This is a genomic window from Streptomyces sp. NBC_00259, from assembly GCF_036181745.1.
Lineage (GTDB): Bacteria > Actinomycetota > Actinomycetes > Streptomycetales > Streptomycetaceae > Streptomyces > Streptomyces pratisoli.
The window spans coordinates 3,077,168-3,098,760 of the sequence record NZ_CP108080.1 but is presented as its reverse complement, the minus strand read 5'-3'; the positions used below and the strand labels follow the sequence as shown (position 1 = coordinate 3,098,760).

At 71.6% G+C, this 21,593-nt stretch carries 18 protein-coding genes and 1 pseudogene; 14 read left to right on the top strand and 5 right to left on the bottom strand.

Translation table 11 applies throughout. From position 1 onward, the window contains the following. Window positions 1-137 precede the first annotated feature (137 nt). The 3 genes and pseudogenes from OG766_RS13815 to OG766_RS13805 all read left to right on the top strand — a co-directional run. Window positions 138-2,030, top strand: a pseudogene (locus OG766_RS13815) (hypothetical protein); the annotation flags it as partial. 84 nt (window positions 2,031-2,114) lie between these two features. Next, on the top strand, window positions 2,115-2,513 hold the full coding sequence (locus tag OG766_RS13810) for a hypothetical protein (protein ID WP_266378539.1): 399 nt from the start codon (window positions 2,115-2,117) through the stop codon (window positions 2,511-2,513). Continuing rightward, the gene (locus OG766_RS13805; RefSeq protein WP_328725444.1) at window positions 2,510-3,619 is read left to right on the top strand and encodes a glycosyl hydrolase; all 1,110 of its coding nucleotides are present in this window, start codon (window positions 2,510-2,512) and stop codon (window positions 3,617-3,619) included. Before OG766_RS13810 ends, OG766_RS13805 begins: the two co-directional genes overlap by 4 nt. On the opposite strand, the gene OG766_RS13800 is transcribed toward OG766_RS13805, so the two are convergent. The 3 genes from OG766_RS13800 to OG766_RS13790 form a co-directional block, all read right to left on the bottom strand. Further along, entirely contained in the window at window positions 3,594-5,780 is a 2,187-nt protein-coding gene (locus OG766_RS13800; RefSeq protein ID WP_443045491.1) for a lipopolysaccharide biosynthesis protein, read from the bottom strand. The two genes, OG766_RS13805 and OG766_RS13800, sit on opposite strands and share 26 nt — an antisense overlap. Further along, entirely contained in the window at window positions 5,773-6,939 is a 1,167-nt protein-coding gene (locus OG766_RS13795; RefSeq protein WP_328725442.1) for a DegT/DnrJ/EryC1/StrS family aminotransferase, read from the bottom strand. Before OG766_RS13795 ends, OG766_RS13800 begins: the two co-directional genes overlap by 8 nt. 145 nt (window positions 6,940-7,084) lie before the next feature. Continuing rightward, entirely contained in the window at window positions 7,085-8,044 is a 960-nt protein-coding gene (locus OG766_RS13790; RefSeq protein ID WP_423247045.1) for an RNA polymerase sigma factor SigF, read from the bottom strand. A gap of 240 nt (window positions 8,045-8,284) precedes the next feature. Between OG766_RS13790 and OG766_RS13785 the strand changes: the two genes are divergently transcribed. The 6 genes from OG766_RS13785 to OG766_RS13760 all read left to right on the top strand — a co-directional run bounded on the left by OG766_RS13785 (window position 8,285) and on the right by OG766_RS13760 (window position 13,669). Next, on the top strand, window positions 8,285-8,653 hold the full coding sequence (locus OG766_RS13785; RefSeq protein WP_266378529.1) for an STAS domain-containing protein: 369 nt from the start codon (window positions 8,285-8,287) through the stop codon (window positions 8,651-8,653). A gap of 169 nt (window positions 8,654-8,822) precedes the next feature. Beyond that, window positions 8,823-9,329, top strand: a complete 507-nt coding sequence (locus OG766_RS13780) for an ATP-binding protein (RefSeq protein WP_266378527.1) — start codon at window positions 8,823-8,825, stop codon at window positions 9,327-9,329. A gap of 158 nt (window positions 9,330-9,487) precedes the next feature. Beyond that, a complete protein-coding gene (locus OG766_RS13775) occupies window positions 9,488-10,153 on the top strand; it encodes a peptidase (RefSeq protein ID WP_328725441.1) in 666 nt (221 codons plus the stop codon). After that, window positions 10,117-11,013 (top strand): COG1470 family protein, encoded by an 897-nt coding sequence (locus OG766_RS13770; protein WP_328725440.1) that lies wholly within the window; start codon window positions 10,117-10,119, stop codon window positions 11,011-11,013. The genes OG766_RS13775 and OG766_RS13770 overlap by 37 nt, the downstream gene beginning before the upstream one ends. Window positions 11,014-11,189: 176 nt before the next feature. Continuing rightward, window positions 11,190-12,251 carry a hypothetical protein gene (locus OG766_RS13765; protein ID WP_423247180.1) on the top strand — a complete coding sequence of 354 codons (1,062 nt, stop codon included), beginning with the start codon at window positions 11,190-11,192 and terminating at the stop codon, window positions 12,249-12,251. A 14-nt stretch (window positions 12,252-12,265) separates the two neighbouring features. Next, complete coding sequence (locus OG766_RS13760; protein ID WP_266378520.1) at window positions 12,266-13,669, top strand: hypothetical protein; 1,404 nt, start codon at window positions 12,266-12,268, stop codon at window positions 13,667-13,669. 70 nt (window positions 13,670-13,739) lie between these two features. Here the strand turns inward: OG766_RS13760 and OG766_RS13755 are convergent, their stop codons facing one another. Further along, entirely contained in the window at window positions 13,740-15,263 is a 1,524-nt protein-coding gene (locus OG766_RS13755) for a peptide MFS transporter (RefSeq protein WP_328725439.1), read from the bottom strand. A gap of 464 nt (window positions 15,264-15,727) precedes the next feature. On the opposite strand from OG766_RS13755, the gene OG766_RS13750 reads away from it, so the two are divergent. Both OG766_RS13750 and OG766_RS13745 read left to right on the top strand, forming a co-directional pair. Beyond that, on the top strand, window positions 15,728-16,405 hold the full coding sequence (locus OG766_RS13750) for a response regulator transcription factor (protein WP_266378515.1): 678 nt from the start codon (window positions 15,728-15,730) through the stop codon (window positions 16,403-16,405). Between the two features lie 263 nt (window positions 16,406-16,668). After that, on the top strand, window positions 16,669-17,940 hold the full coding sequence (locus OG766_RS13745) for an ATP-binding protein (protein WP_266378513.1): 1,272 nt from the start codon (window positions 16,669-16,671) through the stop codon (window positions 17,938-17,940). A gap of 77 nt (window positions 17,941-18,017) precedes the next feature. On the opposite strand, the gene OG766_RS13740 is transcribed toward OG766_RS13745, so the two are convergent. After that, window positions 18,018-18,527 (bottom strand): GtrA family protein, encoded by a 510-nt coding sequence (locus OG766_RS13740; RefSeq protein ID WP_266378511.1) that lies wholly within the window; start codon window positions 18,525-18,527, stop codon window positions 18,018-18,020. Window positions 18,528-18,685: 158 nt separating this feature from the next. Between OG766_RS13740 and OG766_RS13735 the strand changes: the two genes are divergently transcribed. The 3 genes from OG766_RS13735 to OG766_RS13725 are packed head-to-tail and all read left to right on the top strand — an operon-like array spanning window position 18,686 to window position 21,572. After that, on the top strand, window positions 18,686-19,825 hold the full coding sequence (locus OG766_RS13735; protein ID WP_328725438.1) for a 5-(carboxyamino)imidazole ribonucleotide synthase: 1,140 nt from the start codon (window positions 18,686-18,688) through the stop codon (window positions 19,823-19,825). Then, window positions 19,822-20,361 (top strand): 5-(carboxyamino)imidazole ribonucleotide mutase, encoded by a 540-nt coding sequence (purE, locus tag OG766_RS13730; protein WP_266378510.1) that lies wholly within the window; start codon window positions 19,822-19,824, stop codon window positions 20,359-20,361. Before OG766_RS13735 ends, purE begins: the two co-directional genes overlap by 4 nt. Window positions 20,362-20,384: 23 nt before the next feature. Beyond that, window positions 20,385-21,572 (top strand): dipeptidase, encoded by a 1,188-nt coding sequence (locus tag OG766_RS13725; RefSeq protein WP_266378507.1) that lies wholly within the window; start codon window positions 20,385-20,387, stop codon window positions 21,570-21,572. Window positions 21,573-21,593: the final 21 nt, after the last annotated feature.

Below are 21,593 nucleotides of genomic sequence, written 5' to 3'. Positions count from 1 at the left end.
GCCACGGGGCGGGACGACGGGTGAATATGGTCGAGAGCCGCCCAAAAACGAATCAGGTTCCTATACTTCGCTGATGGGGACAGCGGCGTGACGGCCGCGCCCACCTCTGTGGGGGGAGTCGCACGGTGCAGCAACGCGTGCCCACACCGGTCGCCGGGAGCAGCACGCTGCCGCCCGTGAAGCCTGCCGCGGACCACGAACCACCGGCCGACGACACCGCCCGGCCGCGAAGACGGCTCTCCCTGCCCGACCTCACGTGGCTGCCGCTGCTCCTCGGCCTCGGCCTGTGGGCGTACGCGCTGCCGCGCATCGGCTTCCGCACCATGGGCGACCACGGCCTCCTCGACCGGCTGCCCGCCGTCTACTACGTCTCGCTGCTGGTCCTGACCGGTGGCTTCCTGCTCGGTCTGCGGCGCGCGGGCACCGCGCCCTGGTGGCCCGCCGCGTACTGCGTGGGGCTGCTGTGCGCCCTCAAGGCCCCGCCCGCCGTGCTGTACGACTCGGTGCGCTACCCGTGGGCCTCCAAGCACGACGCCGTCATCGACATGCTCCTCGCCAACGGCGAACTGCGGCCGAACGCCGCCCTGTCCGGCAACATGTCGGCGTACGACCAGTGGCCCGGCTTCTTCAGCCTCAACGCCGCCCTCGTGCGCGCCTTCGGCGTCGACAGCGCGGCCTCGTACCTCAACTGGGCGCCGGTCGTGCTCGGTCTGCTGCTGATGCCGGTCCTCGTCCTGCTCTACCGGACCTTCACCGAGGACTGGCGGCTGGTGTGGACCGCCGTCTGGATCTTCCAGCTCGCCAACTGGGTCGGCCAGGACTATCTGGCCCCGCAGGGATTCGCGTACATCCTGCATCTGACCGTACTGGCCGTGGTGCTGCGCCATTTCGTGCTGCCCGGCTCGGCCGGAAGACTGCGCGACCGTACGTGGCTCGATCCGGCCGCGGCCACCGTGCCGCCGCCCACCGGACGGCGCCAGCGGGCGGTCTGTGTGCTGATCCTCGCCCCGCTGATCGTCGCGATCAACGCCGCGCACCAGCTCACGCCGGTCATGCTGTGCGCGTCGCTGTTCGCGCTCTCCCTCACCCGCCGCTACCGCAACTACGGGCTCCTCGTCGTCGCCGGGCTGCTGATGCTGACCTGGGACCTGACCATGGGGCGGCCGCTGTTCACCGAGACGCTCAGCACCCTGCGCGAGTCGATCGGCGAACTGACCCGGAACTCCCGTGCCGGATACGCGGGGCAGCTCACCGGTCCCGGCCCCGAACTCGGCGGCCAGGCAAGCGTGGTGATGGTGCTCGCGATCGCCGTGCTGGCCGCGGTCGCCGTGTTCGCCCGCAGGCGGCTCACCCGCAGCGCGCTGCCGCTGCTGCTGGTGTCGGTGGCGCCGCTGCCGCTGTTCGCCGTCAACGACTACGGCGGCGAAATGCTCTTCCGCGTCTATCTGTTCGGGCTGCCCGGAGCCGCGTTCTTCGCCGCCGCCGCTCTCGTCCCCGCCACGGGCGCCCTCCGCGGCACCAAGGGCACCAAGGGAACCTCGGTGCGGGCGAAGGCCGTGCGGCGGCGCATCGCCGCGGTCGCCCTGCCCGTGGCACTGGTCGCCCTCGCCGCCGGGTTCCTGCCCTCGTACTACGGCAAGGAGAAGATGTACTACACCGCGCCCGTCGAGACCGCGATGGTCACCCGGGCCATCGACCGGGCCCCGGACGGCGCGCTGATCCTCGCCGCCACCGGGTCCTTCCCGCGCGCCCTGCACCGCTACGACCAGCTCGAGCACTGGTTCTTCGCCGAGCAGGAACTCCCGGAGAACGAGAAGATGCTCGCCGACCCGGCCCGCTATCTGGCCGACGGCATCCCGCCGGGCACACGGGCGTACGTCGTCCTCACCCGCACCCAGGACATCTACACGGCGGGCGAGGGCCTCCTGCCGCCGGGCGGCTTCTCCGCGCTGCGCAGCAGGCTGTCCGCGTCGCCGCTCTTCACCGTCGTCGAGGAACACCCGTACGGCGTCGTCCTCGCCTACCGGCCGCGGTCCTGACAGCGACAGCGACACGGACAGCGACGGCGACACCGACATCGACAGCCGTACCGATCACCAGTGAGGTGAGATCTGATGCCGAAGCCGAAAGAGATCCAGCTCAGAGCCGCCATGGCGCTGTCCGGCTGGGTGGCGCTCGCGGCCACCCTGCTGCCCGGCGGATCGCCACTGAGATGGATACCGGTGCTCCTGTTCGTGTGCTTCGGGCCGGGCCTCGCGCTGCTCCATCCACAGCCGGGCGGTCTGCGCCCCGCCGCCCGACTGGAGGCGTTCGCGCTCGCCGCACCGATCAGCCTCGCCCTCGGCGTGCTCACCGCGACCTCGCTGTTCCTGGTCGAGGGCTTCTCGGCGACCGCCTTCCTGCTGCCGCTCGCCGCCTTCGCGACGATCGTGTCCGCACTCCCCGGACTGCCGCTGCCGGCCGCGACACGAGGAGCGGTCGAACGCCATAAACCCAGGGCCGGTGGCCTATGAACGCGCGCCACCCCGGCCCGCAGCGGCGCGCCTACGCCGGCGTCGTACTCGCCGCGGTCGCCGCCCTGCTCGCCGGACTCGGGATCTGGGCCACCGCGGGCGACGGCACCGCGGACGAGGGCCTGCCGGACAACGCCGTCTCGGGCGAACCCCTCACCGGGCCGTGCGCGCCGGACGCCGCGCTCGTCCCGCGCTGCGGCGCCTGGTGGGGCGCGTACATCCCGTACGACGGGAACAGCTCGCTCACCGCACCGGTGTACGCGTTCGAGAAGAAGATCGGGCGCAGGCTCGACCTCGTGTACACGTACCACGACATGTCGGGGAACACGCTCGACGGCCAGTTGCTCACCCCCGACGAGCAGGAACTCGGCAGGGACCGGCTGCTGATGCTCGCCTGGGAGTCCACCGTGTGGAAGGAACCGCACCACGCGAACTGGACCGAGACCCAGCTCGGCTGGCGGAACATCGCGTCGGGGCGCCACGACACCGAGATCATCGACCCGCAGATCCGTCGCATCAAGGCGTACGGGAAGCGGGTCTTCCTCTCCTTCGACCAGGAGGTCGACGCCCGCATCAAGGAAGGCGCGGGAACCCCCGAGGAGTACGTCGCCGCCTACCGCCATCTGCGGGACCGCTTCGAGAAGCTCGGCGCCCGCAACGTCGTGTGGGTGTGGACGGTCTCCGGCTATCTGGGCAGCGCGCAGGAGATGAAGCGGCTCTATCCGGGGGACGACTACGTCGACTGGCTCGCCATGGACCAGTACAACTACTTCACCTGCCACAACACCACGGACTGGAAGGACTTCGACCGCAGCCAGCGACCCAGCCACGACTGGCTGATCGCGAACATCTCCGACGAGAAGCCTCTGATGATGGCGGAGTTCGCGACCGTCCCCGATCCGGCCGACCCCGACCGGCAGCGCGACTGGTACACCGCCGTCCCCGAGGTCGTCCGCACCATGCCGAAGGTGAAGGCGATGGTCCACTGGAACCGTGCGGTACCGGGCGAGGGCTGTGACCTGACCGTCAACGACGGCCCGGGACTGGAGGGTTACCGGATCGCCGGCCAGGACGACTACTTCAAGCAGCCCGTCCCGAACCGATGACACGTCGGTACGCCAGCGCCGCCACCGCCGCCGCGAAGAAGCCCGTGAGCACGGGCAGCGCGGCCGCGGCGAAGGCGTCCTGGGCGGCCCAGCCCGCCACCGCCAGCACCCACACCGCGCCCGCCGTGACCCGGTCGGGCGCGGCGAGGGCACGGAGCGCGGTGGCGGCCAGGGCCAGGCAGAGGAGTTGGAGCACGGCCGGGAGGACCGCGAGGACGCCGGCCGTGCCGTCCAGCCCGGCCGCCCCCGCGAACAGATCCGCGAGCGCCGCGTGCCCGGGGCCGGCGGCGGGGTGCGGCCGGACGCCCAGCAGCAGCGGCGCGGTGTGCAGCGCGGCGACGGTGGTGAGCAGCCCGGCCGTGAGCAGCCCGGGCCGCAGGCGCCGCAGCGACACGGCCGCGCTGCACACGACCACCAGCAGCACGCCGGCCGTCACCGTGACCGGTGGAAGGGCGCGCAGCAGCTCCGTGCCCGACAGATGTCCGGCCGGGACGCCCTGGGCCCGGGACAGCGGGATCCAGAACAGCCCGGCGGCGAGGCCGAGCAGCAGCCACAGCCAGGTGACCGCCCAGGACTCGTCGCGCCGCCCGCCCCGGGGCGGCTCCGCCGCCGCGTACACGGAGATCCCGAACGCCGGGGTCGCCGCCTCGTGGACGCCCCGCAGATACACGGTCTCCCGCGTCCAGTCGGGGTCCTGCGACGCCGCCGCGGTCCGCCTCCGCTCGGCCGCCGTGCGCGCCCAGTTGGTGCCGAACTCCTCGGCGACGGCCCGGCTCCGGCGCCGAAGCCGCCGGGCCGCCCGGGGCGGCCCCGGCTCCCGTCCCGACAGCGCCGCCCGGATCCCCGGCGCCGAGACGAGCGCCATCAGCGCCATGGACAGCAGCATCGCCAGGCCGGCGCCGGAGATCCCGACCAGGCCGAGCAGCACGGCCGCACTGCCCAGCACCAGCGTGCACATGGCGCCCTGGAGCACCGCGAGCACGCCGGTACGCCCCTGGACGCGCAGCACGCCGATGTACAGCTCGACGACGACCCGGGGCAGCGCGGCGGCGGCCAGCAGCCGCAGCACGGTCGTGCCGTGCTCCGCGTAGTCGGAGCCGAACGGGACGAGGATCTGCGGGGCGAAGACGACGAGGACGGCGACGACCGGGACGAGCAGGACCGCCATCCGCCGAAGCGCCCCGCGCACCCCTTCGGCGAGGCTGTCCGGGCTGTGCGAGGCGTGCGCGGTGAGCGACGAGGCCATGTTGATGGCCATGAACTCCATCGTGCCGCCCACGGTGTACGCGATGTAGAAGAAGCCGTTGTGCGCCGCGTCGAAGCGGACGGCGACCATCACCGGCAGCAGATTGATCATCGCGAGGGAGAACAGCGCACCGACGGAGTCCCCGGCCAGGAACCGCCCGATCTCCCGCATGCGCGGCGGTTCGCGGTCGCGGTCGGCGGCGGCCTGGCGGGGGATCAGCCGGCGGAACACCAGCCAGCCGAGGGGCAGTACGGACAGGGCGATCGCCGCCGCCCATGACACGAAGACGCCGAGCACGGGCAGGGCGGTGGCGAACACGACGAGCAGAAGGAGCTTGCCGATGGAGAACACGGCGTTGCCGACGGGCACCCACACCGCCTTGCGCAGCCCGGTCAGCACCCCGTCCTGGAGGGTGAGCAGCGCCCAGGCGACACAGGCGGCGGTGAAGACGAGCCCGGCGGTCAGGCCCTGCAGCGGGGCGTAGGAGGGCCCCCACAGATCGAGCGTGACCAGGAAGCCCGCGCAGGCCACGCACACGACGGCCGAACTCACCGCGTACGCCCGCCACACCAGCGGCCCCGTGGCCCGTCCGGCCCTCGGCACGTACCGCACCACCGCGCCGATCATCGTGGTCGCGGTGATCGACGCGAGCAGCCGCATCGCGGCGATCGCGGCCGACCCCTGTCCCACGGCCTCCTCCGTGTAGTACCGCGCGGCCACGAGCCAGAAGCCGAGCCCGAGTGCGGCGGAGACGCCGGTGGACAGCATCAGGGCATAGGCGTTGCGGAACATGGAGTCCCCGCCCGCGGAATCCGCCGGTTCCGGCTGCCCCTGTCCGCCGATCCGCGGCACCGCGTCCTCGGGTGTCCCCTCGCCGTCGGTGCCGGTCTTGCGCATACGTGTCGTATCAGCCACCGTGCGGCGCCTTTGCCGGGCGCACGCCCGACTCCCGCAGGACCGTGATGATCCGGTCGGCCTTGAGCGGGTCCGCCGGGAGGGCGTGGCGGGCGAACCAGCGCGCCGGTTCGGGAGAGGGGGAGACGTCGGTGAACAGCTCGGAGGCGTAGTCGTCGAGCGGCGGATCGTAGAGATAGCCGGTGGTGATGCGGTGCCGGGCCAGTGCGGCGATCGCCGCGTCGCGGTCGGCGACCAGGAGCGGAACGCGGAACAGCGGCTGGAGGGGGCCCGGGCCCGGCGCGCCCCAGGGGCTCGACAGCAGCCGCCGGGTGCCGTCGAGATGCGCGTCCAGGCGGTCGTCGAGGCGGTCCAGGAGACGGCCGGTGCGTCTGAGCCGGGCCCGCCCCGGGGTGATCCGGTAGTCGTGCATGTCGACCCTCACCCAGGAGTTGAACGGCCGCAGCGCGGGCGCCGCCGCCAGCGCCTGCTTCAGCTCGTCCGCGCGCAGCGGCATCCGGATCTCCTCGCGCTCCTCCATGCCGAGCAGCCGCATCACGGCCCGCGCCGCCCGCACGAGCCGCAGCCCGCGCACACCGGCCTCCGCGTACGGCCGTAAGGAGTAGGCGAGTTCGGAGGACAGCCGCGACGGGACGAGGAGATCGTCGCGGGCCTCCGCGAGCGGGCGCCGCAGCGCCGGGTCGGCGACCGTGAGGAAGCCGCCGGTCTTCGCGGCCGTGTGTTTGGACAGGCTGAACACGGACGCGTCGCCGTACGAACCGACCGGGCGTCCGTCCACCCGGGAGCCGATCGCGTGCGCCGCGTCCTCGAGCAGCGGGATGCCCAACGCGTCGCAGCGGGCGCGCAGTTCGGGTGCCGGGTCGGGGTTGCCGTACAGATTCGTCGTGATGACGGCGGACAGGCCCGGCCACACCGAGGCGGGAACGGCCGCCGTGTCGAGGGAGCCGTCCCGCCGGTCGAGCGGCGCCTGGACGGGACGGAGTCCGGCGGCGAGCACCACGAAGAGGATGACGTCGTCGTTGACCGGCGACATCAGCACCCGGCCGCCCGGCCTGCACCAGTGGCGCAGCGCCACGTACAGCCCGAGCCGGCACGACGGCACGTACAGGCATTCCCTGCCGAGGCGGTCGCGCATCCGCGCTTCCAGCGCCTCCCCCATGACCACACCGTCCCCCCCCGGATCCCCGGGCTCAATGTGGCCCATACCGGACCGCACCGTCAATACGGCGGAAGGGCCCATCCCTTGACGGAACGGGCCCTTCAGACGGCCTCGGGGCCGATGCCTTCGTGCGGGTGGTGCGGGGTCACTCCTCGACGGTGAGCCCCTTCCTGAGTCTGTTCAGGGTGCGGGCGAGCAGCCGGGACACATGCATCTGCGAGATGCCGAGCTCGTCCCCGATCTCCGACTGGGTCATGCCCGCGACGAAGCGCAAGGACAGGATCTGGCGGTCGCGCGGCGGCAGCGAGGCGATGAGCGGCTTCAGCGACTCGATGTACTCGATGCCCTCGAGCCCGTGGTCCTCGTAGCCGATGCGGTCGGCGAGGGCGCCCTCGGTCTCGTCCTCCTCGGGCTGCGCGTCGAGCGAGCTGGCGGTGTACGCGTTGCTCGCGGCCATGCCCTCGACGACCTCGTCGTTGCTGATGCCGAGGCGCTCGGCGAGTTCGGCCACCGTGGGCGAGCGGTCGAGCTTCTGGGCCAGCTCGTCGCCGGCCTTGGCGAGGTCGAGCCGGAGTTCCTGGAGGCGCCGCGGGACGCGCACGGACCAGGACGTGTCGCGGAAGAAGCGCTTGATCTCGCCGACGATCGTCGGCATCGCGAAGGTGGGGAACTCGACGCCTCGGCTGAGTTCGAAGCGGTCGATGGCCTTGATGAGGCCGATCGTGCCCACCTGGATGATGTCCTCCATCGGTTCGCTGCGGGAGCGGAACCGGGAAGCGGCGAACTTGACCAGAGCCAGGTTGAGTTCGACCAGGGTGTTGCGCACGTACGCGTACTCGTGGGTGCCTTCCTCGAGGACCTCGAGGCGGGCGAAGAGCGTCTTCGACAGAGCCCGTGCGTCCACCGGTCCGACCTCGTCGAACGGCGGGATCGCCGGGAGTTCGAGGTCGTCGGGCCGCCCGGGATGCGGGTGGTGCGGGTCGTACCCGTCGTGCGTGTCGTCGCCGTGCGCGGGGCGCCCGACGAACTCGGGGGACTCGAGGTGATCGTGCTGAGCTGTCGACGGCGCGTGCGGGGTCCGCGTTTCGTCGAGCCGGGGTGACATGGTCTCCTCCATCGTTCTCGGCGTATGGCTGCCGATGCCCTTTCCTGGTGCTGCGGTGTTCGGCGCCTCCAAAGCCGGCCGTGTTCGTCGGTGTCCCTACTAGCCCTACCCGCTCTTTGCCTCACCTCGCAAGTGTCGAATGTCATATATGTCTGATTTGGTGGGGAGTTCGGCTACCGATCGGCGTACGGAAGGCGTAATGTTCTGCGGACGTCAACGTCATCGGCGAAGAGGACGGGCATGGACCGCGTGACGGTCGGCAGTGCGAATCGAGGCCGCCTTCAGGTCGAGGTCAGGACCGAGGGCCAGAGTGAAGTCGTGACACCGGCGGGTGAGCTGGATCACCACACCGCCGATTTGTTGCGTGCGCCACTCGAAGACGCTCTGGATCAAGGCCGTGTGCGCTTGGTGGTCGACTGCTCACACCTCGAATTCTGTGATTCGACGGGCCTCAATGTGCTGCTCGGCGCCCGGCTCAGAGCCGAGGCGGCCGGGGGAGGGGTCCATCTGGCCGGGATGCTGCCCGTCGTGGCCAGGGTCTTCGAGATCACCGGCGCGGAGGCCGTCTTCACCGTCCACGACTCGCTCGCAGCGGCGCTGGCCGAGTGACTCCCGCCGCATGACCGGCCAAGTGGGTGTTGTCACGATCCGGCCGGGCAGAAGACCACCGCAGGACCCCCGCGGGACTCCTCCAGGAACCCCCCGCAGGCTGTGCGGAACCCCGCACGCTCTGTATCGAACCAATCGCGAACTGGTGAATCGGTGAGGTGAAGCGCTGATGAGCACCACCCGGCAGCATCCGCCGGGCGACCGCGGCCCCGAGTCCGACGGCGCCCGCGCCGGAGTCGGCGGTGGACCCGACACCGCCGAGCCCGAGAGCCGGGTGCGCACCCTGGCGCTGGGGAGCGCCAGCGGGATCGTTCCGCTTGCCCGTGACTTCACCCGGCAGGCCCTCTACGACTGGGGCTGGCTGCCCGCCGCGTCCGCCGACCGCCGCGCGGCCGCCGAGGACGTCCTCCTCGTCGTCTCGGAGCTCGTCACCAACGCCTGTCTGCACGCCGAGGGCCCGGACCGGCTGCGGGTCTCCACCGACGCGAAGGCCATCCGGCTGGAGGTCTCCGACCTCGGTGCCGGCCAGCCGGCGCCGCGCACCCCGCACCGGGCCGGCCGGCCCGGCGGTCACGGCATGTTCATCGTGCAGCGGCTCTGCCTCGACTGGGGCGTCGTGCGGACACCCGGAATGCCGGGCAAGACGGTGTGGGCGGAGCTCGCGGCTCCCTCTTAGCGCGGTCCGGCGGCCCCGGTGATTTGAAGCTGTTGTGGAGCACGGCGATCCGCCGTGCTCTTTGTCTTCCCTCCATCAGGGCCCAGGCGTACCTTGAGCGCCCGATCTGATGTGTCGTCAGTTACATTCGGCGACTTCCGGCATGAGGGGAACTCGAGGTGGCGAACCAGAAGCGGACAGCTCTCACGCTGGCAGCGGCGGTGGCGGGCTCGGTGGTGCTGATGGCCGCACCCACCGCCCATGCCGATGTCGTGGACGTGGACTACCAGTGCCAGACGCCGATCGGGCCCAAGGGCGCCGTGTCCCCGATCGACATCAAGGCCGCCAAGAGCGGCAGCGGCTACAAACTCACGATGTCCTTCGAGAAGGGCGTCTCCTCCAGCCCGGTGGAACTCGGCAAAGGGGCCATGAACCCGAGCGCGGTCATCGAGCTCGGCGGCGCCGAGAAGGGCAAGGTCCCGGTGACCGGACCGCCGAACGCCGAGGCCATCCCCGCCAACACCCCCATCAAGATCAATGACTTGACGGGTACGTACACCCCGGGCAAGAGCGGCAAGGTCACCTTCACCGCCGGGGTGCTCACCATCAAGGCGCTCGGTACGACCACCACCTGCACACCGAAGAACAGCCCCGAGCCGTCCCTCGAACTGGACGTCCAGGGCTCCGGCGGCGGCACCCAGCCGGCCTCCGGGGCCGGCGAACTGCCGAAGACCGGCCCGCTCGACTCCGCGCTCGCGCTCGGGACGCTCGGTGGCACGGTGCTGCTCACCGGGGCGGCCGGAGTCCTGTGGCTGACCCGCCGCGGGCCGCGGTCCGCGAGCTGACCGTGCTGCCGCGCGCGCCACTGGTCGCCGCGGTCGCCGCCCTGCTGTACGCGCTCTGGCCGTCCGCCCAGGCACCCACGGCCGCGGCCGCGGAGCAGGAGTGGACGGCGGAGCCCGCGGTGGGCGGCCGACCGTACGTCTACCTGGAGGGACTGCCGGGCACGGTGCTGGAGGACAGGGTGTCCGTGACCAACCGGGGTGCCCGGCCGCTGACGGTGCGGCTGAGCACCACCGGTACGCAGTGGCTCGCCTTCGCCCAGAACCCGGTGACCGTCCCCGCCCGCACCCGGGCCGACGTGCCGTTCGCCATGACCGTTCCGGCGTCCGCGGCGCCCGGCGACCGCTCGGCGCGCATCGTCGCCTCGGCGGACGGGCGCGAGGTGGCCGTACCCGTCCATGTGCGGGTCGGCGGCCCCGAACTCGCCGCGCTCACCGTCGAGGATGTCCGCGTCGACGGCGATCTCATCCGCTACACCCTGGTCAACCGCGGCAACACCGTCCTCACGCCCCGCCTGTCCGTACGCGCCGACGGGCTCACCGGCGAACTCCTGCGGCGCCCCGCCCGCGCACTGTCCGTCGAACTGGGCCCCGGCCGCCGGCTGGACCTGACCGAACCCTGGCCGGATCGTCCCGCCCTCGACTCCGTCGACATCACCCTGCGCGCCACCGCCCCCGGAGCCGAGCCCGCGGAGGCGACGGTCTCCGCGCTGTACGTCCGGTGGGGCCCGGTGATCGCCGGCGTACTCGGGCTCGGCGCGGCGGCCGGCTGCCTGGCGCTCTGGCGCGCCCGCGCACGACCCGCACCGCACGAACCGACCAGCCCCGAACGGCACTTGGCACAGGCGGGAGTACAACGGTGAACCCCGGCAGCCCCCTCCAGCACCCCGACCCCCGCGCCGAAGGAGCCTCGCCCGCGTCCGAGGCGCGAGGCCCGGCACTTCCGTCCTTGCGACGCCTGAGAGCCGGGCCGGGAGAAGCCCGCCGCAGGCGACGCGCACGCACACGCCCACGCCCGAGCCCGGGTCCGCGCCCAGGCCTGGGTCCGCGCCCAGGCCCGCGCCTCGCCGCGCTGCTCGCCGTGCTGGTCGGCGTCCTGCTCGCCGGACCGCTCGCCGTGGTGGGCCCCGCCGCACGGCTCGCCGCCGCCGCGGACGCCGAACCGAAGGTCGGCCTCTCCGCCGAGCAGGCGGGCAAGGGCGGCGACATCACCGTCAGCGGCACCGGCTGGCGCCCCGGCGCCCTGCTGATGATGCTGATCTGCGGGCAGTCCACCCCCGCCCGGGGCGTGATCGGCGGCACCAACTCGTGCGCCAACGCCGACGGTCGCGCCGTCACCACCGACGCCAAGGGCGCCTTCAGCAAGAAGATGCCGGTCGCGGAGCCGCCCACACCGTGCCCGTGCGTGGTGCACGTGGCCACCGTCACCGGTGAACAGGCCCTTGTGGACGCCCCGTTCACCGTCGCAGGACACCCCACCGCCCCGCTGCCGCAGCAGACGGGCGACGGAAGGCTCGCCGTGCTCGCGGCCGCCGATCTGCGCGGATCGAGCGGACTGCTCGTCTGGTTCGGCGCCCCGCCGAGCCGGGAGCTCGTCTTCACCGTCGGCAATCTCGGCTCCGCCCCGGTCAAGGACCCCGTCTTCCAGGTCGGCACCGCCCATGGCGTCTTCTCCCCGCAGTGGGAGGAGCGACAGTGGCGCGGCACCATCCAGCCGGGCAAGAAAGCGCAGGTCAAGCTGCCTGTGCAGCTGTCTGCGGGGGCACACGGCGGCTACCAGGTCTCCGTGAAGTACGGCGCGAAGGTGCTCGTCGAGCAGCCGTGGGGCGTGGGCAGGCCCTGGGGCGTGACGCTCTTCTGGGTGCTGCTGGCCGTGGTCGTCCCGGCCGCGCTGTTCCGGATCGGGATGGCGGTCGTGGACCGCGTACGGCCGCACCGCGGCGCCCCCAGGCGGCCCGGCCGCCACCGGGACGCACCCCGCCCGGACCGTGCGGCGGCCCCGTCCACCGCCGCCGGCACCACCACGACCGCGGCGCTGCCGTGGTTCACCCCGGACTCCGCACCGTCAGAGAACCGACCCACGACGAAGGGACACACGTGAGCACGCAACGGAGGATGAGCGCGGCAGGGGTCGCGCTGATGCTCTGCGGCGCGGGGATCCTGCTGACCGCGGGACCGGCCCACGCCGCGGAGGTGTCGTACGCGACGGAGTGCATCCCCCCGGCCATCTCCGGCCTGCCGCCCGTCCAGGGCACCACCAAGGTGCAGATCACCGCGCCCGCCGAGGCGAAGGTCGGGGACGAGATCGAGGTGGTGTGGAAGACGGTCGAGGCCGCGTCCAAGAACCCCGACGTCCTGGACCTGCAGAAGGACACGGTGAAACCGACCGGCACCGTCAAGGTCACCGGGGCGCAGACCGGCGACCTGGCGATGGACGGGCCGCGACAGAACCCGCCGATCCCCAAGAACAGCCCGATGGTGCTGCCCGACATGAAGGGCAAGCTGAAGCTGACGGCACCCGGTGAGATCAAGCTGGCGCCGGCCGGGTACGACATCAACGTCTCCCAGCCGATCTCGACGGACACCAAGTGCTCGCCGAAGGAGACGGTGCAGCCGGCCGCGACGATCAACGTGACGGAGGCGGGCGGCACTTCGGGCGGCACGACGGGCGGACTGCCGACGACGGGCGGGACGACCGGGGGCATCCCGACGACCGGCGGGACGACGGGCGGTCTGCCCACCACGGGCGGCCTGATCACCGGCGGAGGCGACTCCGGCGGCAGCGACTCCGGGGGTACGACCAGTTCCGGCGGGACGACCAGCTCCGGCGGGACCACCTCGGGCGGAGCCGACGGCGGCACCACCGGCGGTGGCGGCGGCCCGACCGACTTCGAGGGCAAGGAGATCCAGGTCGCCTACTCCTGCAAGACGCCGATCGGCGACAAGGAGGCCGTCTCCCCGGTGAAGATCAACGCCAAGAAGAACGGCGGCGACTTCGACCTCACCGTGAAGTTCTCCAAGTCCGTCATGGACAGCCCGGCGACCATCCCGCCCGACTCGGTCAAGCCCTCCATGGAGGTCAAGCTGGGCGGCGTGGACAAGGGCTTCGTCCATGTCGAGGGCCCCACGAACAAGGAGGAGATCAAGTCCGGCGACCCGATCGAGATCCCCGATCTGACCGGGACGTACAAGCCGGGCGCCAGCGGTAAGTCGACGCTCAGCCCGGGCGTCCTCACGGTCAAGGCGCTGGGCACGACGACGACGTGCACGCCGCCGGCGAACGTCGCGGCCTCCCTGGAGCTCGACACCTCCGCCCAGCCGGGCGGCGCCAGCGGCGGCGGCTCGGCCTCCGGCTCCGCGGGTGGCGGCGACGCCTCGGGCGGCGGCCTCGCCGACACCGGCAGCACCGAGGACGGCGCCCTGCGCGCCCTCGCCCTGGTGGCCGGCACGGTGATCCTGCTGGGCGGCGCGGTGTTCACGTTCACACCGTGGCGGCGGCTGCGAGGTCTCACGCGCTGAGAACGGCGGAGGGCCGCCGCACCGTTACCGGTGCGGCGGCCCTCCGTGCGCGGAGCGTGCGCGGGCTGCGTCAGTGGACGTTGCCCATGAGCTCCTGGACCTTCTTGCGGTACATCCAGATCGCCCCACCCGCGACCGCGGCGAGCGCGGCCTGCAGGGCGATGATGCCCGTACCGTTCAGGTCGACGCCGGCCAGGGAGAGCAGGCCCGTGGTGCAGTCGCCGGCCGTGACGGCGAGGAACCACACGCCCAGCATCTGGCTGGAGTACTTCTGCGGGGCCATCTTCGTGGTCACCGACAGACCCACCGGGGACAGGCACAGCTCGGCGATCGTCTGGATCATGTAGATCGAGACCAGCCACATCGGGCTGACCTTGGTGCCGTCGCCCGCCATGCCCATCGGCACGATGAAGACGAAGAACGAGCCACCGACCAGGACCAGCGCCATCGCGAACTTCACGATGGTGTTGGGCTCCGAGTTGCGGCGAGCCAGCGCCAGCCACATCCAGGCGAAGAGCGGGGCCAGCGCCATGATGAACAGCGGGTTCAGCGACTGGAACCAGGTGGCCGGGAAGGCGAAGCCCAGCAGGGTGTCCGCGGTCTTGCCGTCGGCGAAGAGCGCCAGGGTCGAACCACCCTGGTCGTAGATCATCCAGAAGACGGCCGCGGCGACGAAGAACCAGATGTATCCGGAGACCTTCGACTGCTCGACCCGGTCCAGGTCCTTGTCGCGCTTGATGCGGACCAGCACGGCGACCGGAATGATCAGACCGGCGAGCGTGATCGGGACCAGCGCCCAGTTGAGCGTGTACATCCCGGCGGCGGCGACGACACCGTAGAAGGCGGCGACGAGGACGGTGCCTATGCCGACCTTGGTGAGGATGGCCCGGCGCTCGGGTGCGGTGAGCGGGTTCGGGACGACACTGCTCTTCGGGCTCAGGCTGCGCGTACCGATCAGGAACTGGGCCAGACCCAGCGCCATGCCGACCGCGGCGAGCAGGAAGCCGTAGTGCCAGTTGTGCTTCTCACCGACGGTGCCGATGATCAGCGGCGCGGCGAAGGCACCGAGGTTGATGCCGATGTAGAAGATCGTGAAGCCGCCGTCACGACGCGGGTCGTCCGGACCGTCGTAGAGGTGGCCCACCATCGTGGAGATGTTGGCCTTCAGCAGACCCGAGCCGACCGCGACGAGCGCGAGACCGACGAAGAACATCGCCTGTCCGGGAACGGCGAGGGAGACATGGCCTGCCATGATCACGAAGCCCGCGATGGCGACGGTCTTGCGGGCGCCCCAGACGCGGTCGCCGAACCAGCCGCCCGGCATGGCCATGAGGTAGACCATCGAGACGTAGACGGAGTAGATGGCCGTGGCCGTGACCGCGGTCATCGCAAGGCCGCCGCCCTGGCTGCCCGTCGCGGCATCGGCGCCGCCGGAGACCAGGTACAGAACCAGAAGCGCACGCATGCCGTAGTAGGAGAAGCGCTCCCACATCTCGGTCATGAAGAGGGTGGCCAGGCCGCGAGGGTGGCCGAAGAAGGTCTTCGCTGAGCCAGCGGTGCTGGGAGCCGAGTCCTTCGTCAGGCTGGACGCCATGTCGATCCTTGCTGCTCGGGACGCGCCGCATGGGGTGAGCGGTTTCCGCGCCCGGTGGGGGGCGGCCGGCACCGGCAAAGGAGCGGTCCCGCCCCACGCCCGAGGGGCCCGCCCCGTGGGTGACGGGGACGAGGGACAGTCCTCACCGGGATCCACACCCCGTGCGCGGCGTCGCACACGGAGCCCGGCCCAGGTCATTCACTGACTCGGAGCCGGCTGTCACCGATTCCGCGCAGAAAAGAGACCCTTGGCGCAAAGCCGCCAAAGGTCCCCGAGTAGTGCTACAGGCGTCTTGCCACCATACGTCACGACACCGCCCCAAATGGAGGGTGTGAGACAGGGATCACAGGCGTTCGTGGAACCGTCTGCCCACATTCGAAGGCGCCAACCAGGATCGCATCCCATGTACCCAGGGCCTGCGGTGCACCCCCCGATGCGTCCGTGCCGCGGACTACCATCACCCCATGACCCGAGTACTGCTCGCCGAGGACGACGCATCCATCTCCGAGCCGCTGGCGCGCGCGCTGCGCCGGGAGGGGTACGAGGTCGAGGTCCGGGAGGACGGTCCGACCGCACTCGACGCCGGGCTCCAGGGCGGGGTCGATCTGGTCGTGCTGGACCTCGGGCTGCCCGGGATGGACGGGCTCGAAGTGGCCCGGCGGCTCCGTGCCGACGGGCACAGCGTGCCGATCCTGGTGCTGACCGCCCGCGCCGACGAGGTGGACACGGTGGTGGGCCTGGACGCGGGCGCCGACGACTACGTGACCAAGCCGTTCCGGCTCGCGGAGCTGCTGGCCCGGGTCCGGGCGCTGCTCCGGCGCGGCGCCACGGAGCCGGCCGTGGCCCCCGCGACCCACGGAGTGCGGATCGACGTCGAGTCGCACCGCGCCTGGATGGGTGACGAGGAGCTCCAGCTCACGGCGAAGGAGTTCGACCTGCTCCGGGTCCTGGTGCGGGACGCCGGCCGGGTCGTCACCCGCGACCAGCTGATGCGCGAGGTCTGGGACACCACGTGGTGGTCGTCGACGAAGACCCTCGACATGCACATCTCCTGGCTCCGCAAGAAGCTCGGCGACGACGCGGCGAACCCGCGGTACATCGCGACGGTCCGGGGCGTCGGCTTCCGCTTCGAGAAGAGCTGAGGGCCCCCGGGGCACCGGCCGGACTCCCACCAGGGACCTGCCCCCGGACCCTGCCCCCGGACCCTGCCCCCGGACCCTGCCCCCGGACCCTGCCCCCGGACCCTGCCCCCGGACCCCGGCTACGGGCCGAAGCCCGCACGGGCCCGGGGCCCGGTATGCCGGAGGCCGCGTCGGGCAGCCGCGTCCGGGCGACGCGCGGTGTTCCCGCGCCCGCTTACGCTCGTGAGCATCACCTCATCGCGTAGACCCGCCCGGAGGGCACCGTGCGCCGCCGACTCATCAACTCCACCCTCGCCGTGGTGCTCGTCGTCATCGCCGTCTTCGGTGTCTCCCTCGTCATCGTCGAGACCCGGACCATCAGCAACAGCGCGCAGGAGAGCGTCGACTCCGAGGCGCTGCGGCTGGTCAGTGTCATCGAGGCCAAGGTGCTGGAGCGCGAGCGGGTCGACGGCGGGGCGCTCGCCGAGCAGATCGGGCCCGAGCGGTTCGCGCGGATCGACATCCCCGGCAGCCCGCCGGTGGAGATCGGGCCCCGGCCGGACGGAAGCGTGATCCGCGGCATCGCCACCGGTGAGCAGGGCGAGACGGTCGTCGTCGAGGAGTCCCGCTCCACCGTGACCCGTGAGGTCGGCCGCACCCTGATGATCATCGGTGCCGTCGCGCTGCTCGCCGTCGTCGCCGCCGTCCTGCTCGCCGTACGGCAGGCCAACAAGCTCGCCTCACCGCTGACCGACCTCGCGGAGACCGCTGAGCGCCTCGGCTCCGGGGACCCGAGGCCGCGCCACAAGCGGTACGGGGTGCCCGAGCTCGACCGGGTCGCCGACGTCCTGGACTCCAGCGCCGAGCGGATCGCGCGCATGCTCACCGCCGAGCGACGGCTCGCCGCGGACGCGTCCCATCAGCTCCGTACGCCGCTGACCGCGCTCTCCATGCGGCTGGAGGAGATCTCCGTCACCGACGACCCGGACACGGTCAAGGAGGAGGCGACCATCGCGCTCACCCAGGTGGAACGGCTCACCGACGTGGTGCAGCGGCTGCTCACCAACGCACGGGACCCCCGGACCGGGTCCGCGGTCGCCTTCGACCTCGACGAGGTCGTCAAGCAGCAGATCGAGGAGTGGCGCCCTGCCTACCGCAGCGCGGGCCGCGCGATCGTCTGTTCCGGGAAGCAGCCGCTGCGGGCCGTGGGTACACCGGGCGCCGTGGCGCAGGTGCTGGCCGCGCTGATCGAGAACTCGCTGATGCACGGGGGCGGCACCGTCGCCCTGCGCAGCCGGGTCACGGGCAACCAGGCCGTCGTCGAGGTGACCGACGAGGGCCCGGGCGTACCGGCGGACCTCGGGGCGCGGATCTTCGAGCGCACCATCAGCGGCCGGAACTCGACGGGCATCGGTCTCGCCGTGGCCCGCGATCTGGCGGAGGCGGACGGCGGACGGCTGGAGCTGCTGCAGCAGCAGCCGGCGGTGTTCGCGCTGTTCCTGAGCCGGGAGGCCAAGCCGCGCAAGAAGGCCGAGCCGGAGCACACGGTGCGCTGACGGTCGGGCTCCGCTCAGCCGCCACACGGTCGCGCCACCTGCCGGCCCGGTCCCGGGCTAGCCGCCGCCCGTTCGGGCTAGCTGCCGACCCGGTCGGGCTGCTCGGTCCGCCGCTGCTCCAGGAACGACTCCGCCGTCTGCACGGCCTCCCGGGCGGGCAGCGCACGGAACACCCACGTGCGGTACGACCAGAAGCGGAACAGCGTCGCCACACCGATCCCGAAGAACTTGAAGAAGTTGCTCTGCAGCGGGCTGTCCCAGTCGAAGCCGTACGTGGCGGTGTAGAGCACACCGTTCTCGATCACCGCTCCGACGGCGCTGAACAGCAGGAACAGCGTCAGTTCCTTCGTACGGCCGCTCTTGTCGCGGTCCCGGTACGTGAAGTAGCGGAAGCCGACGTAGTTGAACAGGATCGCGATGAACGTCGCCAGAAGGCTGGCCCGCACCACCGGGATGTCGGTGGTGTGACGCAACAGGTTGAACACGACCATGTTGACGAGCAGACCCATGGCGCCGACGGCGCCGAACTTGGCGACCTCGCGCGCGAGCCGGTTCAGTCGCTCACGCAGCGCGCCCCGTTCGCTCATGGTGATCGCTGGCCCCGTCCGGTCGGTGTACATCAACCCGACCACTCTAACCAGCACCCACCCGAGTTGCCTGTGGACAACTGCGAAGGTGTTGTTGTGCCATCGTACGAAACCAGGCACCGGACAGGACCGTACGGAGCTCCGGATACCCTGGGAGAGTGACGTTCCCGGTAGTCGGCATGGTCGGCGGCGGTCAGCTCGCCCGTATGACCCACGAGGCGGGCATCCCCCTCGGCATCAAGTTCAAGCTCCTCAGTGACACCCCCCAGGACTCGGCGGCCCAGGTGGTCAGTGATGTCGTCATCGGCGACTATCGCGACCTGGACACGCTGCGCTCCTTCGCGCGCGGCTGCGACGTGATCACCTTCGATCACGAGCATGTGCCGGCCGATCACCTGGCGGCCCTGGAAGCGGACGGCGTCGTGATCCGCCCGGGTCGCGCCGCGCTCGTGCACGCCCAGGACAAGGGGGTGATGCGGGCGAAGCTCGACGAGATCGGCGCGCCCGGCCCCCGCCACCGCATCGTCGCCGACCCGGCGGACGCGGCGGCCTTCGCGGCGGAGGTCGGCGGTTACCCGGTGATCCTCAAGACCGTGCGCGGCGGCTACGACGGCAAGGGCGTGTGGTTCGTACGAAGCGACAAGGACGCCGAGGAGCCGTTCCGCGCGGGTGTCCCGGTCCTCGCCGAGGAGAAGGTCGACTACCGCCGGGAGCTGGCGGCGAACATCGTCCGTTCGCCGCACGGCCAGGCCGTCGCCTACCCCGTCGTGGAGTCCCGGCAGGTCGACGGCGTCTGCGACACCGTGATCGCCCCCGCGCCCGACCTCGACGAGGAGCTGGCCGGCCAGGCCCAGCAGCTCGCCCTGCGCATCGCCCAGGAACTCGGCGTCGTCGGCCATCTGGCGGTCGAGCTGTTCGAGACCACGGACGGACGCATTCTCGTCAACGAGCTGGCCATGCGGCCGCACAACTCCGGACACTGGACCCAGGACGGCGCGATCACGTCCCAGTTCGCCAACCACGTACGGGCCGTGCTCGACCTGCCGCTCGGCGACCCGCGCCCCCGCGCCACGTGGACGGTCATGGCGAACGTCCTCGGCGGGGACTATCCCGACATGTACGCGGCCTATCTGCACTGCATGGCCAGGGACCCCCGGCTGAAGATCCATATGTACGGCAAGGACGTGAAGCCCGGCCGCAAGGTAGGACACGTCAACACCTACGGCGACGACCTCGACGACGTGCTGGAGCGCGCCCGTCACGCAGCCGACTACCTCAGAGGAACGATCACCGAATGACCACCGCTTCCGATTCGGCCCCTCTCGTCGGCATCGTCATGGGCTCGGACTCCGACTGGCCCGTCATGGAGAACGCCGCGCAGGCCCTGGACGAGTTCGAGATCCCGTACGAGGTCGACGTCGTCTCCGCGCACCGGATGCCGCGCGAGATGGTCGCGTACGGCGAGCAGGCCGCCGGGCGGGGTCTGAAGGCGATCATCGCGGGCGCGGGCGGTGCGGCCCATCTGCCGGGCATGCTCGCCTCGGTCACCCCGCTTCCGGTGATCGGCGTCCCCGTGCCGCTCAAGTACCTCGACGGCATGGACTCGCTGCTGTCGATCGTGCAGATGCCGGCGGGGGTACCGGTCGCGACGGTGTCGGTGGGCGGCGCACGCAACGCGGGCCTGCTGGCGGCCCGCATCCTCGCCACCCACGACAGCGAACTGCTCGCCCGCATGCGGGACTTCCAGCAGGAGCTGAACGAGCAGGCGACCGAGAAGGGCAAGCGGCTGCGCGCCAAGGTCGAGGGGGCGGCGGGCTTCGGCTTCGGCAAGTAGGACACGGCAAGTAGGCTGCGGCCGTGGATTTTCTCGCCGAGGCCCGTTCCCTGCTCGATTCCTTTCCCGTCGTCGACGGCCACAACGATCTGCCGTGGGCGCTGCGGGAGCAGGTCCGCTACGACCTGGACCGCCTCGACATCGCGGGCGACCAGAGCGGCAGCCTGCACACCGACATCCCCCGGCTGAGGGCCGGCGGCGTCGGCGCGCAGTTCTGGTCCGTGTACGTACGCAGCGACATGGCCGGTGACGAGGCGGTCAGCGCCACGCTGGAGCAGATCGACGTCGTCGGCCAGTTGCTCGCCCGCTACCCGGCCGACCTGGCGCGCGCCCTGACCGCCGACGACATGGAGGCGGCGCGCAAGGAGGGCCGTATCGCCTCGCTGATGGGCGCGGAGGGCGGCCACTCCATCAACAACTCGCTCGCCACGCTGCGGGCGCTGCACGCGCTGGGCGTCCGCTACATGACGCTGACGCACAACGACAACAACGACTGGGCGGACTCGGCGACCGACGAGCCGGGGGTCGGTGGTCTGTCGGACTTCGGCCGTGAGGTCGTACGCGAGATGAACCGCACCGGCATGCTGGTCGACCTCTCGCACGTCGCCCCGACGACGATGCGGGACGCGCTCGACACCTCCGTGGCGCCGGTGATCTTCTCCCACTCCTCGGCGCGGGCGATCTGCGACCATCCGCGGAACATCCCGGACGACGTGCTGGAACGGCTCGCGGCGAACGGCGGCGTGGCGATGGCCACGTTCGTCCCGAAGTTCGTCCTGCCGGAGGCGGTGGCCTGGACCCTGGCGGCGGACGAGAACATGCGGGCGCACGGGCTGCACCCGCTGGACACGACCGAGGCGGGCATGAAGGTCCAGCGGGCGTACGAGGCCGCGAACCCGCGCCCGATGGCGACGGCGTCGACGGTCGCCGACCACCTGGACCACATGCGCGAGGCGGCCGGCATCGACCACATCGGCATCGGCGGCGACTACGACGGCACGGCGTTCACCCCGGCCGGGCTGGAGGACGTCGCGGGCTACCCCAACCTGATCGCGGAACTGCTGCGCCGCGGCTGGTCCCAGCCGGACCTCGCCAAGCTGACCTGGCAGAACGCCGTACGGGCACTGCGCGACGCCGAATCCACGGCCCGCGACCTCCAGTCCCACCGCGCCCCCTCGAACGCGACCCTGCACACCCCACTACCGGCCTGACGACGGGATCGGCCCTGTTGG

Coding starts and splice junctions, on each gene's coding strand:
- OG766_RS13810 (WP_266378539.1), top strand. CDS start 2,115: ATGCCGAAGCCGAAAGAGATCCAGCTCAGAGCCGCCATGGCGCTGTCC.
- OG766_RS13805 (WP_328725444.1), top strand. CDS start 2,510: ATGAACGCGCGCCACCCCGGCCCGCAGCGGCGCGCCTACGCCGGCGTC.
- OG766_RS13795 (WP_328725442.1), bottom strand. CDS start 6,939: ATGGGGGAGGCGCTGGAAGCGCGGATGCGCGACCGCCTCGGCAGGGAA.
- OG766_RS13790 (WP_423247045.1), bottom strand. CDS start 8,044: ATGTCACCCCGGCTCGACGAAACGCGGACCCCGCACGCGCCGTCGACA.
- OG766_RS13785 (WP_266378529.1), top strand. CDS start 8,285: ATGGACCGCGTGACGGTCGGCAGTGCGAATCGAGGCCGCCTTCAGGTC.
- OG766_RS13780 (WP_266378527.1), top strand. CDS start 8,823: ATGAGCACCACCCGGCAGCATCCGCCGGGCGACCGCGGCCCCGAGTCC.
- OG766_RS13760 (WP_266378520.1), top strand. CDS start 12,266: ATGAGCGCGGCAGGGGTCGCGCTGATGCTCTGCGGCGCGGGGATCCTG.
- OG766_RS13755 (WP_328725439.1), bottom strand. CDS start 15,263: ATGGCGTCCAGCCTGACGAAGGACTCGGCTCCCAGCACCGCTGGCTCA.
- OG766_RS13750 (WP_266378515.1), top strand. CDS start 15,728: ATGACCCGAGTACTGCTCGCCGAGGACGACGCATCCATCTCCGAGCCG.
- OG766_RS13740 (WP_266378511.1), bottom strand. CDS start 18,527: ATGAGCGAACGGGGCGCGCTGCGTGAGCGACTGAACCGGCTCGCGCGC.
- purE (WP_266378510.1), top strand. CDS start 19,822: ATGACCACCGCTTCCGATTCGGCCCCTCTCGTCGGCATCGTCATGGGC.